Source organism: Holtiella tumoricola, from assembly GCF_027857615.1.
In the GTDB taxonomy this organism is placed as follows: domain Bacteria; phylum Bacillota; class Clostridia; order Lachnospirales; family Cellulosilyticaceae; genus Holtiella; species Holtiella tumoricola.
This window is the reverse complement of record NZ_JAQIFT010000007.1, coordinates 34,390-47,815: the sequence shown is the minus strand read 5'-3', so window position 1 is coordinate 47,815 and position 13,426 is coordinate 34,390. Positions and strand designations below refer to the sequence as shown.

The following is a 13,426-nucleotide window of genomic DNA, read 5'->3' as shown; positions in this document are numbered from 1 at the left end:
ATTATGTACAGATAATTATTATCTGTTAAGATAAGCTTCATATCCCTGTTTAAGAGCTACTTTATTCATCTCTACTGTATGTTTAGGAACTGTAACTTCTACAATTTCTTCCCATTCTTCTAGACTATCCCCAATATATGCTGCATATGCACCGATCATAATCATATTTACTACTTTGACATTACCGATTTCTTTCGCAATCGCTAATGCATCTATTAAGCATGCATCCTTATTAATTTCTTTAATTGTTGCTTCTATATCCTCCGGATACTTAGCTTGCCCCATCACCACTGGCATGGGATCAATGCGTTGAGTATTTGCAATAATAATGCCATCTTTTTTAAGATAGTGACTGTATCTAAGCGCTTCTAATTTTTCGAAAGCAAATATAATATCTGCTTCTCCTACTTCTACAAGTGGAGAGTATACTTTATCACCATATTTTACTTGCATCACTACACTCCCACCACGTTGTGCCATACCATGCACTTCTGACATTTTTACATCTTGCCCTTTGCTTAAAGCGTAGTTACCTATAATGCGTCCTGTAAGCAATGTACCTTGACCGCCTACGCCTACAATAAGTATATTTTTAGTCATCTTAGTTCTCTCCTTTTCTTATAGCTTTTTTAGGACAAATAGACGCACAAAGTCCACATCCTGCACACAATGCATCATTAATCTCTGTACAAGACTCCCCTTTTACGATTGCTGGACATCCAAGTCTCATACAAATTCCACAGTTGATACAATCTTCTGTCACTTCATAAGGTACCCATCTCTCTTTAATGAGTAATTTACATGGTGCTTTGGTAATAATAACTGATGGCTCCATTCTTTCAGTTTCTTCTTTAAGTGCCACCTCTACTGCTTTCATATCATATGCATTTACAACACGCACATTTTTAACACCAATTGCTTTAACCAGTTCTTCCAAGTTCAGCGTACTTGTAATATCACCTCTTAGTGTCTTACCTGTTGCTGGATGGTTCTGATGACCTGTCATACCTGTTGTAGAATTATCTGCAATAATTACAGTTCCTACACCGTGGTTATAAACAATATTTATAAGCCCTGTAATACCTGAATGAATAAATGTTGAATCTCCAATAATAGCTACTGTATGTTTCATAGATTCTTTACCATGAGCTTTTTCAAAGCCATGTGTCATACCAATACTTGCGCCCATACATACACAACTATCCATTGCCGCATGTGGCTCAGAAGATCCAAGGGTATAGCATCCAATGTCTCCTGTTACAGTTAAATTAAGTTTCTTAAGAATGGTATAAACACCTCTATGAGGACATCCTGGACAAAGTACTGGTGGTCGAATAGGGAGTTGTAGTGGTGCTTTAGCTGTCTCTACCTTCATTCCAAGAACTTCACGAATTTTACGTACCGTTATTTCTCCTTGCCTTCCAAAAAATTCTTTTCCTTTTGCATCAATCCCTAAACTTCTTACCTGCTCTTCTATTGCTGGCTCTAATTCTTCTACTATATAAAGTTGGTCGACTTTACTTGCAAAAGTCTGAATAATATCTAATGGTAATGGATTAATCATATCTAATTTTAATATATTTGCTTTAATACCACTCTCTTTTACATATTGATAACATACACCACTAGTAATAATTCCTATTGGACTATCATTTAGCTCTTCTGTATATAATCCTAATGTTTTTATATCTTTTGCAAGACGATTCATACGTTCTTCTACAATAAGGTGCCTATTTTTTGCATTCGCTGGTGTCATAACATATTTACGTATATTCTTTTCATAAGGTTTTACTTCAAAAGCTACTTTATCTTCACACTCAACAATACTTTGTGAATGGGAAACTCTTGTTGTAAGTCGTATAATAACTGGTGTATCATAAGTTTCACTCAGTTCCATAGCAGATTTTACAAATGTTTTGCACTCCATACTATCGCTTGGTTCAAGTACAGGGATATTAGCAGCCCTAGCAATAAGTCTTGTATCTTGTTCATTCTGGGAACTATGCATCCCAGGATCATCAGCTACAAATACAACAAGCCCTGCATTAACCCCTGTATACGCTGCTGTAAAGAGTGGATCTGCTGCTACATTAAGCCCGACATGTTTCATAGATACTACTGACCTTGCACCTGCAATAGAACTTCCTATTGCAACTTCCATTGCTACCTTTTCATTAGGTGACCACTCTGCATATATTTCATCATACTTTGCAATACATTCTGTTATTTCCGTACTTGGTGTCCCTGGATATGCAGCTGCTACGCTAGCCCCTGATTCATAAACACCTCTTGCTATCGCTTCGTTACCAAGCATTAGTTTTTTCATAGTATCCCCCTTTATTTTACCCAATAATATACTTCTTATATTTTATAAAATTGAATTGTATTTTAATATTAACATCATTATTCTGTATTTTACAAGCATTTACTCATAAGAATTCTAAATCCCTTTACACACCTTGTCTCACATTGTATACTTATGTTAAATATTTTTACTCAGTGAGGCCTTATTATGGAACAAAACAATGACTTTGAAGCAGTACTTGCTTTTGCTGTTAACCTGGGTGAAATCATGCTAAAAAGTGGTGCTGAAACCTATCGCGTAGAAGATACTATTTGTAGAATTCTATCTCATCACCATTTTGATAAAGTAGATACATTTGTTACACCTACTGTAGTTATGGCAACCCTCAAAACAAAAAATTCTCATAACGCAACGACGTTAACACGTATTAAAAATCGTAGTACGCGTATGGATAAAATCGAAAAAGTCAATCAACTTTCTCGTAATTATGTTGAAGGTACCCTTACTCTAGATGAAGCTATCGTTACTTTAAAAGCAATTGATACTGCCCCTTCCTATTCACCTAGAATCATGACCTTTGCTACAGCCTTTAGTGCTGGCTTTTTCTCCATTATGTTCAATGGGAAATTAACAGAGTTTTTGATTGCTTGTGTTATAGGTGCTTGCGTCTCTGTTATACAACAGAATCTACGCTCTAAAGAGATCGTAAACTATTTAATTCTCTTTATGGTTTCTCTCTTTATTGGTACAATTATTGCAATCCTCAACTTATTTGTTGCCAATATTGTAGATACAGAAGCGATTGTTATTGGTGGTATCATGCCACTTGTACCTGGACTCGCCTTTACTAATGGTATTCGCGATACTATAGGAGATGAGCTCCTTTCTGGTATTTCACGCCTTGCTGAAGCACTCTTTATTGCAGTTGCCATTGCAGCTGGTGTTGGTATTCCAATGAGTATTGGTTTTTATCTAGGAGGTTTAATATGATTTTATCCTTTTTCGTCCATGTAATTAGTGCCTTTTTTGCTACAATCTTCTTTTCTATACTTTTTAATGTCCAGAAGAAGCATCTTATTGCTTGTGGCATCATAGGTGCTATAGGATGGGGTATTTATATTGTTGGAGTACTAAATAATTATTCAGATGTACTGTTTACTTTTTTAGGTGCTTATTTTGTAGCCCAAGGCTCTTACTTTTTAGCTAAATATAAAAGAGCACCTGTTACAGTCTTCTTAATTCCTGGTATTATACCTCTTGTTCCCGGTATAGGGCTTTATCGAACCATGTATGCACTACTTTTTTCTGATCATACAAAAGCATTAGAATATGCACTTACCACCTTTCAACTTTCAGGTGTTATAGCAGGTGCTATCATTATGGCAGCCCTTTTACCACTACTTTTCCGTCCTCGTAGACAAAAGATATAAGGAAGTGCTTTATAGTACTTCCTTTTTATTTACATCAGTTCAAACTTTACATATCTCTAATCTCTTTTTAACCAAAATTTAACCTTCTTTGAGTAAGCTAACCCTATATTACTTTATATTTACTACTCAAGGGGGCTTTCCATTGATAAAACATTTGACACGTTGTTCTATACGCCAAAGAAATCTTATAGGATTCTTTTCTCTTATTTCACTTCTTATTATGGTTTCTAGTATTTCATTATTCAGCCTAGATATCCTTTCCCGTAATACCGAGTCATTATATAACCAATCTTTTTCAACTGAACACTATAGTTGGGTTATTAAAAATGGCTTTAATACTTTAGAAAAAGAAATGTACAAAATCATCATCAATAATAGTACAAGCTCTATCCTTCAAACAAATGCAGATATGTTAAATGCCATTGGAAATCTCTATAGTATTAATGAAAATCCAGATATAACATATTTAGAGCAATTAGAAAATCTGGAACTTTATCTCAATGAACTTAAAGTATTTCATCAAGATATTCTAGCAGCTAGCTTAGCATCAGATACAGAACGTGCATTGTCTATTTTACAAAATGATTATGTTATAACAATCTCTAAAGCACACACTATTGCTACAAATCTTACAGATTATGCTCAAATGTCTGCTCAAGCTAAAATTGAACAGATCTTACTCTTAAAAACTATTGTAATCTCAATTATTGCTTGCCTTACTATAGTCAGTATTCTATTAGGCCTTTATATTTCATTTATTATTACAAAAAGCATCACACAACCTCTAGATACCTTTAAAGATTGCCTTACAAAATTTGCTGGTGGACATCTAAATATTACTGTTCCTTATAAAAACAATGATGAAATTGGTCAGCTTGCAATTTGCCTTGAAGAGTCTACCTCTACGCTTAAAAGTTATATTGAAGATATTTCTCATACACTTTCTCTTTTAGCGAACGGGCACATGGACATTCAGATTGCAAGCCATTATAAAGGAGATTTCAAAACAATTGAACATTCTATTTTACATATCTCTAATTCTCTTAATACAACCTTACATCAGATCCATTTAGCTACTCATGATGTAAGTGAAAATGCACTTCATGTGCTAGAAGGCTCTAAAGAACTTGCTGCACAAAATATTCATCAAAAGGGACTCATTACTCAACTTTTCAAAGTCATTGATGATGTATCTGTAAAATCTAATGAAAATACATTATCTGCCCATTCATTGTATGATCTATCTCTTGAACTTACTTCCTTTATCGAAGATAATAGTGAACAAATCATTGCTCTCACTCATACTATGGACGATATCAAAAAATCAACCTTTGATATTAAGCAGATTATAGAAGTTATTGATGGTATTGCTTCAGAAAGTCATCTTCTATCTCTTAATGCAACTATTGAAGCTTCTCGCTTTGGTAGTCAAGCTAATGCATTTAATCTCATTGCTAGGGAAATGCACGAACTCTCTATTAAAAGTGCATCTGCTGTCAAGAAGTCTACTACCCTTATTGAAAACAGTATAAATACTACCTTGAAAGGTAATGAAATCGTTCAACAAACAATAGATATATTAGACGTGTTAATTACCAAAGTCCACTCTACCTTATCTCCTATTACTTCTATTACATACTCTTCTAAAGAACAAGCTACAACACTTACTCATATGGAAGAAGATATAAAAGAAGTTTCAACTATTACTACAGATATTGCAGACTTTGCATCTAAAAGCGCTATGATTTCTGAAAATCTGGCTGCCAAATCTCAAGAACTTAATCTTCTGTTAAGTCAATTTACTTTTAATATTGAATAAATAAAGAGGGCTACCTACTAAAGGTAGCCCTCTTTATTTATATCTATCTACAATCCCACTTAAATTAGTTTCTAGGTTCAGGTCTTCTAGGAGTACATCCACAACCTTGTTCTAAACATTTTGGTCTTTCACCTACGTTAAGAGGTTGGATACATGGCTCAAGAAGATCGCCATCACAGAATTCTTTACAGCTACTTACTTCTGTACTGTTAACTGCTAAGAATTTAGGAGGTACACAAAGTCCTTCATGATGGAATTTGTATTGTACGAAGTAAACAACTTTGAAATACATTGTAAGACCAATTGCCATACAATCGTCATCTTTACCAATAACTTTTGCAAGACCTTGAGCTGAGATTCCTTGACGTAAGCTGTTGTTAGCTTCAAATTCACGGAATACATGATGTGGTTCTGGGCAGTTGCAGTTTTGGCAATGTTGATTTTCTACGAAACCAATATAGTTAATTGTTGGAACAAGTTTGTTACAACCTGCTGGGTTTTCTGGAGCGTAAGAAATACCATATGGTGTATAAAGATCAAATGCGATGTTGCTAGGATTAGTGTCTTCTGAGTAACCTGGGCAGTTTTCGCCTGGAAGGTATCTTAATGTCATCATACCTTCTTTACAAACTTTACAAGTAGAATCCATGATGCTTACTACGAATGTTACGTCGATGTCTCTTAATACTACTCTTGATAAATTAGGTGTGTTCTTGCTTGGTTTAATTTCTGAATATCTGCAGGTTTCTGGGCATATAAAATTGAAGTCGATATCTACTACTTTAACTTGGATAGTGTTTGCATTTTTCAAATCTAAAGTTGTAAGACCATCGAACACGATGTCTGTTGTACGATTTGTTGGTCCTTCACATGCGTCTACTAAATCATCTATTGAGAAAACACGGCAAAGATTAATACCGCATTCATCGAATACAACAGGAGCCATCATGGTTAAACATTTTGGTTCACCAATTGGTAAAATAAGATAACACCCCCCTAACCTACCACTTGAACCGCTTCCTAGATAACGCTATAATACCTCTGCACTTCTTTTTTGTTCTTATCATGCAAAATGGCATCTATTGAAAAATAGGTACTATTTTGCATTTCAAACTCTTAATTTAACCCAAAAGGTAGCAGATTCAAAAAATCATCCGTAATCCACTCTTGAATAAGTTATATATTTAATGTTATAATAAGTTAATCCTTGTATAAAATTTAATTGCAAGCCCAAAAACAGTATCTACTCGTTAGGTGCTGTTTTTTCATTTCAAAATCTCTATATAACAACAAAAATAGACTAGTCCCCCAACTAGTCTATTTTCGCTTAATCGTACTTTTTTACTCAATGAATATCTATTATGTAACCATTTATTCCGCTACATGTATATTAAAACACAACACATGTTATTTTTCAGTATTTATCTTTATATTTCGTTATTTTATCACATAATACATTATATATTGACAAAATTATAATTTTATTTTATCATTTAATTATTCATCGCAATACTTTGTTGACAGTATGTCAACCTAATAGCTTCCTAAAAAGCAATCTACTCTTGAAGTGGGTTGCTTTTTCTCTTTGAGAATGATATATTATTTTTGTCGTTAATTAATGTTATTTTTAATTTTTAAGATGATGTAAAAAGTAGCTTGCGGGCTACTTTTTTATTATTTAAAATACATTTGCTTTACATATATCACGACATTATAATTACATTATTGTAATACAGCTAGTTTTACATATCTCTATAGAAAATAACTTATAAGTAGATTAGTGTACTCTTATTTTCATATAAAAATAAAGTTACTTGCTCTCAAATGATAATTATTTATCACCCTTAGTAAGTAACTTTTTAATTTTCTCTAATGTATCCTTTCATTACTTGTATATATATTATTCTTTCCATTTTGTTCTTTCTACACTTTCTAGTTCTTCATACCTCAGCATAATCCCTTTTTCATGCGAACCCGTCTTTTCAAAAGTTACTTTTTTGCCCTCATCAATTTTTTCACCTGTCTATCCTTGGTTTCCATTGTGGTTAGTATCTTTTCCAATCTTCTATTAATTTTTTATAGGCTATCCCCCTCTCCTTCATCGTTTGATTAAAGCCTGCGCACTTTGTGCTGCTGGGTTAGCTATTCTGCAAGAACTTTCTAAAAGGTATTCTGGGTAACTTCTTCCCTGTTCCATATATTGCTTGATTCCCCATCTTTGTGGATTATAACTATCATGTCTTATATTTTCTACTGAATATAAAATTAGAAAAAGAATTTTTGTACATTCCTCAAATCAAAATTTATATAATATTTGTGAATCATATCATATAAATTTTTATCTGTAATCACTTAAATGTATGTATTTAACAAATTCTCACTATATAGTTTACCTTTCAACCATCTATATTATTTAGAATCATCAATAAATACTTTATATCTCTATACTTAAACTAAACGGAGCTACTTTTTATAGTGTTAACACTATAAAAAGTAGCTCTATATTATTCCTAAATTACTTTTATATAACTTTTAATATCTTAGGGAAAATAATTTTTTCAAAATTTCCCTCATTTTTTTCTTTTATTATTAATGCTCTATATTCCTTCCCTTCATAATTATAGTTTTCCTCAATATGTAAGAGCATTTCATATTCATGTAGATTATACTCTCCATTTTGTATAATACACCAACTATACATATATGGGCTATCCTCTAATAATTCTTGTATCTCCTTATCATTTCTAGGTTGTATCCAATGAATTTTACAATTTTTGAGTTCTTCTATAATATCCTCTGGAGTATCGAATATTATCTCTTTATTAGATATATATAAATTATTTTCAATATATCTTTTTTGCATAGAAGTTAATGGATATTCAGGCCATTCTACTATTGGCATTAAAAATATAAGTGATTCTCTATATAGAAATTTCTTCAAAATTCTAACTTCATTTTCAAACCCTTCTTTAAATCCTACATTAAAATCTATTATATTGTTACATATTCGAAACATCTTGTGCTCTCCTTATGATGTATTTTATTACCAATACCAATGATGCCCGGAACCTTTCCCTAACTTATTCGTTTTATCGTGATAATGTGACGGATATTTTGTTTTTCCTTTTCCTTTAACAGGTTGCTTTAAATGTATCTCCCCAATAACTTTACCTGTTTTTTTATCAACAACAGGTATTTTTACAGTTCCATCTCTTCCCTTTGTAGCAGGTGCCTTCTTACCATTAACCTTGCTTAAAACTTCATCTTCACTTTTTTCTTTTGTCCATCCACTTCTTCCTGCAACATCTTCAACTTTTGGTTCATCTTTTTCTGATCTTTTAGCTTTATCTCTAAGTTTATCTAGTGCAACTGTTATACTCCTGGTGACCTTTCTCCCCAATGGTCTAAATGCATCTTCAAATGCCTTTACAATTCCATCCCAATTTTTACTTACTTCATCCCAATTCAATGCTACTACTGTTACTGTTGGAACACCAACTATAATCGCTGCTATAGCCTCTCCAACCAAAGTGGGCTCTAATGCAGCTCCAACGCCACCTGTTCCACATGCAATTAATGCATATCGTACTGCTGCTGATAAATTTAAGGCATTTAAATTATTCTTAAGCGCATTAACAGCACTAGTCACCTCGCCCCAAGCACTACGCCTAACACGTGAATTTATTGTTAGTGTATAGCTAGGATTAATATATTTTTTATGAAATTCTATTAAATCTTTATCCTCTGATATTACTTTTTCAAATATCATTCTTTCATTTTCATTTAAATTATAGTACATCGCTTTTGCATATTGAATAATTTCTTCACTCATGCACTCTTCACACTCAACTTCACTACAATCAATATTTTCAGCCAAAATATTGATTGTTCCTGAAAAACATATGGAAGTTACTATTAAAACCCATGCAATTATTCTTCTAAAAAAACTTTTTTCTGCATTTCTATCACTCCTTTATATTTTCTTTATATTTATATCGTAACAAAATTGTATTAATTTATATATATTATTTTATTATTTTATTTTCATTTATTTATTACAAAAAAAATCATATAAAAACTTCTTATTAACAAAACCTTTCCTATGCTTTACTATTATTTTATTTATATTTTTTCTGAAGTACTTCTAATTGCTTATTAGATAGGATACCCCCATCTTTATGATATTCTATGAGATTCCATCCTAGCTTACCATTCTGTAATACTTGTTTAATGACTGCGTAGCCTGTTCCCTGTAAACATGTACCTCTGCTTTCATCAGATTTTCTTCAAATCCCATAAGCAAGTCAGGATTTACAGTGTTCAACCGTAGAACAGCTTTCTTATGTACTAAGCCATATTCTACAACATAGGTTGTATTAAACATTCCACCATCCAAAACTTTGCTTCTCAAATCACTTTTTCCTATAACGCATTATTAAAAATATCATCGATTGTTTCTATCGCAACCTCTTGAAAAAGACTTGACTGAAAATTCATATCTAAACTCTCCTTGTATAATCACAGACAAATTCTAATTTATAAGTCTATAAGATATCTATTTTTATCATATTATTTAAATAAAATCATCATTTAATCAAAAAAATAAAAGGTAGAGCCTAGGCTCTACCTTACAATATACTTCCATATTTAATTAAAAGACTTCTTACATGATTCACATTATACTTGCCTGTATTCCAAAGTGTAACATCTGTAATGACGTTTTCTTTCACAAGCCTATCTACTCCACCCAACTTACTCAATAATGCTGGCACGTTCTTCAGATTAATTCTGTCTAACCTATTCCAGCTCGCATCATTTATCTGCACGCCACTATCAATGATTTTAGTTACTGCCTTTTTAAGTTCTGGATCTTCTTTAATCACTGGCTCTTTCCACCCCTTAGGCACTTGAACATGTGGTGAGTCTCCAAAAGCTCCTCCCCATTCTAATCCCAATTCAGATGCAATCTTTCCACACTTATTAAAGAAAGCTTTATCACTATACTCTTGCCCTTTTACATTTTTACAGAAGTCAAAAGCCATACCACCTAAATGATTACTGTCTAAAGTCCAAGTAACTTGCTTCTGTGATGGATTAGCATATTTCTCAGCAAATGTTACAGGTACGCCCATAGCTTTTGCTTGTGCTACTGTTCTACCTTGGCATGCTAAATAGTACTGCCTTTCTTTTGTCCTTAATGTTTCTACTATAAGCACATTTAACTTTTGTCTTTCGCATTCTTCCATAAAAAGAGCACAAGCCTTTTGAGCCTGTGCTGATAATTGTTTTATATCTCTACATTGTTTTGTTAAATCACTCATTTTCATTTACCTTTCCTTCATCTGCTAATCTATTTTTCACTTCTAAAATATCTACTAAAACCTTAGGAATTTTCAAACCTAGTAGCGCCGCATTTTCAATAATAGAAATCCCCTCTGTTGTAATATAAAACCAAAGTGTTGCTGTTCGAATCATTCCACCCGTATTAAACATCTGGTCACATACATTGGCCACAATCAAAACCATAAACATATTTCCTTTTTTCTCTAATCCTTCAGCTGCTGCTCTGGAGCTCAATCTACCATTTTTAGTTTTATCACTTTTACCTCTATAGGCCTTTCTTAATCCCATATAAAAATCAACTGCCGATAACAGCAATAGAAATAAAATAAGCTTATCTGCTACCCCAAACAAAAATGTAAATACCGCTGCAATAAAAGCTATTAATATCTCAAAAACTCTTTCAATATTCATCTTTTCTCTCCTTATTTTATGTGTTTAGGCACTAAAAAGAGCACCTCAAATGAGATGCTCTAAATTCTGTGTTTATTTTCATACGTTATATCTTTAATCTAATTATTTTCTTTACTTATTATACTTTTCACTACACTCCATATGGATATTAGTGTTAATATAGCACCAAGTATAGTTCCTATTGTTATTAAAACAAAAGACAAACTACCATCTAATAATATTGGTAACATAAATACCAACAGAGCTAAAAGGGGCAAGTTCTTGTTAAGTCCTTTAACTACTCCTTTTTTCCCTACAAAATAATATATAATGCTTAACACTAAAAGCATTGGGACCGAAATCATTACTATTACCAAAAATTGAGTTCCTGAATTTTCATGCCAAGAAACTTGTGGGTAGTATGAAGTATATACATATTCAGATAGTAAGATCGTCATAAATAATATACTATTTAGTACTAATAATAATATTTTACTTTTAATATTTCTCATCAAATCACATCCTTAGTCAATAATATTTATTATATAACATATCATTGTTTTATCCTACTAATCCAAGTTCCTTTTTGACTTCTTCTTGATACTTTTCTGGAATAACTTTTTCCCCTATTCCTTCTAACTGCCATTCATAATCAGCAACTAGTACTACACAAATCTCTGTTTGTTGTGCAGCTGGACACTTTTCTACTTTCTTTCTTCCTGCATCTACTAATCTTGCATTTGCTCTTACTTGTACTGGATATTGTGCTGTATCAATCATTGTGATACCTCCTTTAAATTATTTTATTTATATAAATTCTATTTGGGATTTAATATCAGGTCTAGTTTTTCATCCATCGCCATAAGCAACTCCATAATAAGAATTGAATCACTCTCGACACTCTCGACTTTAGTATTAGTATCTGTACTCAATTCCATATTAAGTAAGTTATCACTCGCAGTAGCCTCAGTGTTTGAGTGAATAATCGGTATAATTAATTTTAAATCATCAGGTCTTTTGCCTAACTTACACCATGAAAACTCATTTTGTGCCCTATTATAAGTTAATTGGTACTCATAACCATCATTGGGGGATTCACCATAGGTCACACCATTGGTAGTAACACAGTTTTCATCATCCCTATACTCTTCATGTTCTTTGAATGTGTCATCAGGGTGTGCCCAAACAACAACATCACCACTTAAATATATTGTCATAGAATTTCCTCCACACCAAAAATTGAAATTTGTGCATTATCTATTACCCAAGAGTGGAAATGTAACTCTTGTCCAGCAAACAAATAAACACTACAGAACGTACCTTGATTTAAATTAGAATCACGTGATGCACCATATTCATATACTAATTTTCTACCCTCGCCAAAGTTGGGGTTTGCGGTATTGACGGGAAATCCAATCATTGTAGAATCTAAAGTTGGTGTACTTACTCCCTGATATTGTGACCCATCTAAAGGTAACAACGAGAACGGTGAATGTACTGCTATCTTTGATGTTCCTGTCACTCCTTGACGAATATTAAAATAAAGTACAACAGTACCTGAACGTTTAGCTACAAACTTACCTAAATAAATCCAGTTACCCGATATTTTATTAATGGGTCCGTCATAGATAGTCTGCAATAACGAATGTTTGCTAATAGTATATTTCTTCTCAGAAACGTTTGCTATGGATGCAGTAACATGATCCTTGATATTATCCTTACAAGCTGTTACATGGTTATTTGTACCAGTTAAACTATCTGTAATATGTCTATTAGTTCCACTTAACTCAGTACTCACATGATGTTTAGTAGCTGTATGCTGACTTGTAACATGGGTTGTCAGAGTACTTATTTTCTCTAAAATAGCTGTTTTAGCTGAATTAAGCCATTCATTAATTAAAGTATTAAGTGGTTTAGATGGATCAGAATTAACTTTCTCATTAATAACCTGTCTAACGTCACTTGAAACATCTATATTTTCAATCTGCCCAGCTAGAGCATTAATTTGTTTTTCATTATTTTTCATTGTTGTATCTATGTTATCCATATTTTCATTGATAATAGCAATATCCACTGCATCTGTACCATCAGGTTTCTTCAACCCATAATTTGTAGTATTTTTCATTACATTGCTCCTTT

Annotated in this window: 15 protein-coding genes; 3 read left to right on the top strand and 12 right to left on the bottom strand. The window is 32.7% G+C overall.

What is annotated here, in order from left to right:
* Positions 1-18: 18 nt before the first annotated feature.
* Complete coding sequence (locus PBV87_RS01015) at positions 19-600, bottom strand: indolepyruvate oxidoreductase subunit beta (protein WP_271010830.1); 582 nt, start codon at positions 598-600, stop codon at positions 19-21.
* A gap of 1 nt (position 601) precedes the next feature.
* Positions 602-2,326, bottom strand: coding sequence for an indolepyruvate ferredoxin oxidoreductase subunit alpha (iorA, locus tag PBV87_RS01010; RefSeq protein ID WP_271010829.1), 1,725 nt, complete (start codon positions 2,324-2,326; stop codon positions 602-604).
* 186 nt (positions 2,327-2,512) lie between these two features.
* Here iorA and PBV87_RS01005 point away from each other — a divergent pair, with 186 nt between their 5' ends.
* The 3 genes from PBV87_RS01005 to PBV87_RS00995 all read left to right on the top strand — a co-directional run bounded on the left by PBV87_RS01005 (position 2,513) and on the right by PBV87_RS00995 (position 5,554).
* Positions 2,513-3,295: a threonine/serine exporter family protein gene (locus PBV87_RS01005; protein ID WP_053985810.1), complete on the top strand. Its 783-nt coding sequence runs from the start codon at positions 2,513-2,515 to the stop codon at positions 3,293-3,295.
* Positions 3,292-3,735, top strand: a complete 444-nt coding sequence (locus PBV87_RS01000) for a threonine/serine exporter family protein (protein WP_053985811.1) — start codon at positions 3,292-3,294, stop codon at positions 3,733-3,735. Before PBV87_RS01005 ends, PBV87_RS01000 begins: the two co-directional genes overlap by 4 nt.
* A 142-nt stretch (positions 3,736-3,877) precedes the next feature.
* The gene (locus tag PBV87_RS00995; RefSeq protein ID WP_053985812.1) at positions 3,878-5,554 is read left to right on the top strand and encodes a methyl-accepting chemotaxis protein; all 1,677 of its coding nucleotides are present in this window, start codon (positions 3,878-3,880) and stop codon (positions 5,552-5,554) included.
* A 64-nt stretch (positions 5,555-5,618) separates the two neighbouring features.
* On the opposite strand, the gene PBV87_RS00990 is transcribed toward PBV87_RS00995, so the two are convergent.
* The 10 genes from PBV87_RS00990 to PBV87_RS00945 form a co-directional block, all read right to left on the bottom strand.
* Positions 5,619-6,500 carry a hypothetical protein gene (locus PBV87_RS00990; protein WP_271010827.1) on the bottom strand — a complete coding sequence of 294 codons (882 nt, stop codon included), beginning with the start codon at positions 6,498-6,500 and terminating at the stop codon, positions 5,619-5,621.
* 1,575 nt (positions 6,501-8,075) lie between these two features.
* Positions 8,076-8,570 (bottom strand): hypothetical protein, encoded by a 495-nt coding sequence (locus tag PBV87_RS00985; RefSeq protein WP_271010826.1) that lies wholly within the window; start codon positions 8,568-8,570, stop codon positions 8,076-8,078.
* Between the two features lie 27 nt (positions 8,571-8,597).
* On the bottom strand, positions 8,598-9,431 hold the full coding sequence (locus tag PBV87_RS00980; protein WP_271010825.1) for a hypothetical protein: 834 nt from the start codon (positions 9,429-9,431) through the stop codon (positions 8,598-8,600).
* Between the two features lie 324 nt (positions 9,432-9,755).
* Positions 9,756-9,965 carry a hypothetical protein gene (locus PBV87_RS00975; protein ID WP_271010824.1) on the bottom strand — a complete coding sequence of 70 codons (210 nt, stop codon included), beginning with the start codon at positions 9,963-9,965 and terminating at the stop codon, positions 9,756-9,758.
* Positions 9,966-10,182: 217 nt separating this feature from the next.
* Positions 10,183-10,875 (bottom strand): M15 family metallopeptidase, encoded by a 693-nt coding sequence (locus PBV87_RS00970; protein WP_271010823.1) that lies wholly within the window; start codon positions 10,873-10,875, stop codon positions 10,183-10,185.
* A complete protein-coding gene (locus tag PBV87_RS00965) occupies positions 10,868-11,308 on the bottom strand; it encodes a phage holin family protein (RefSeq protein WP_053984984.1) in 441 nt (146 codons plus the stop codon). Before PBV87_RS00965 ends, PBV87_RS00970 begins: the two co-directional genes overlap by 8 nt.
* Positions 11,309-11,406: 98 nt before the next feature.
* Complete coding sequence (locus tag PBV87_RS00960; RefSeq protein ID WP_053984985.1) at positions 11,407-11,799, bottom strand: hypothetical protein; 393 nt, start codon at positions 11,797-11,799, stop codon at positions 11,407-11,409.
* A 49-nt stretch (positions 11,800-11,848) separates the two neighbouring features.
* Entirely contained in the window at positions 11,849-12,067 is a 219-nt protein-coding gene (locus PBV87_RS00955) for a hypothetical protein (RefSeq protein ID WP_053984986.1), read from the bottom strand.
* Between the two features lie 38 nt (positions 12,068-12,105).
* Positions 12,106-12,504: a hypothetical protein gene (locus PBV87_RS00950; protein ID WP_271010822.1), complete on the bottom strand. Its 399-nt coding sequence runs from the start codon at positions 12,502-12,504 to the stop codon at positions 12,106-12,108.
* The gene (locus PBV87_RS00945) at positions 12,501-13,412 is read right to left on the bottom strand and encodes a hypothetical protein (protein WP_271010821.1); all 912 of its coding nucleotides are present in this window, start codon (positions 13,410-13,412) and stop codon (positions 12,501-12,503) included. Before PBV87_RS00945 ends, PBV87_RS00950 begins: the two co-directional genes overlap by 4 nt.
* Positions 13,413-13,426: the final 14 nt, after the last annotated feature.

Coding starts and splice junctions, on each gene's coding strand:
- PBV87_RS00950 (WP_271010822.1), bottom strand. CDS start 12,504: ATGACAATATATTTAAGTGGTGATGTTGTTGTTTGGGCACACCCTGAT.
- PBV87_RS00960 (WP_053984985.1), bottom strand. CDS start 11,799: ATGAGAAATATTAAAAGTAAAATATTATTATTAGTACTAAATAGTATA.
- PBV87_RS01015 (WP_271010830.1), bottom strand. CDS start 600: ATGACTAAAAATATACTTATTGTAGGCGTAGGCGGTCAAGGTACATTG.
- PBV87_RS00955 (WP_053984986.1), bottom strand. CDS start 12,067: ATGATTGATACAGCACAATATCCAGTACAAGTAAGAGCAAATGCAAGA.
- PBV87_RS00970 (WP_271010823.1), bottom strand. CDS start 10,875: ATGAGTGATTTAACAAAACAATGTAGAGATATAAAACAATTATCAGCA.
- PBV87_RS01005 (WP_053985810.1), top strand. CDS start 2,513: ATGGAACAAAACAATGACTTTGAAGCAGTACTTGCTTTTGCTGTTAAC.
- PBV87_RS00945 (WP_271010821.1), bottom strand. CDS start 13,412: ATGAAAAATACTACAAATTATGGGTTGAAGAAACCTGATGGTACAGAT.
- PBV87_RS00965 (WP_053984984.1), bottom strand. CDS start 11,308: ATGAATATTGAAAGAGTTTTTGAGATATTAATAGCTTTTATTGCAGCG.
- PBV87_RS01000 (WP_053985811.1), top strand. CDS start 3,292: ATGATTTTATCCTTTTTCGTCCATGTAATTAGTGCCTTTTTTGCTACA.
- iorA (WP_271010829.1), bottom strand. CDS start 2,326: ATGAAAAAACTAATGCTTGGTAACGAAGCGATAGCAAGAGGTGTTTAT.
- PBV87_RS00985 (WP_271010826.1), bottom strand. CDS start 8,570: ATGTTTCGAATATGTAACAATATAATAGATTTTAATGTAGGATTTAAA.
- PBV87_RS00990 (WP_271010827.1), bottom strand. CDS start 6,500: ATGGCTCCTGTTGTATTCGATGAATGCGGTATTAATCTTTGCCGTGTT.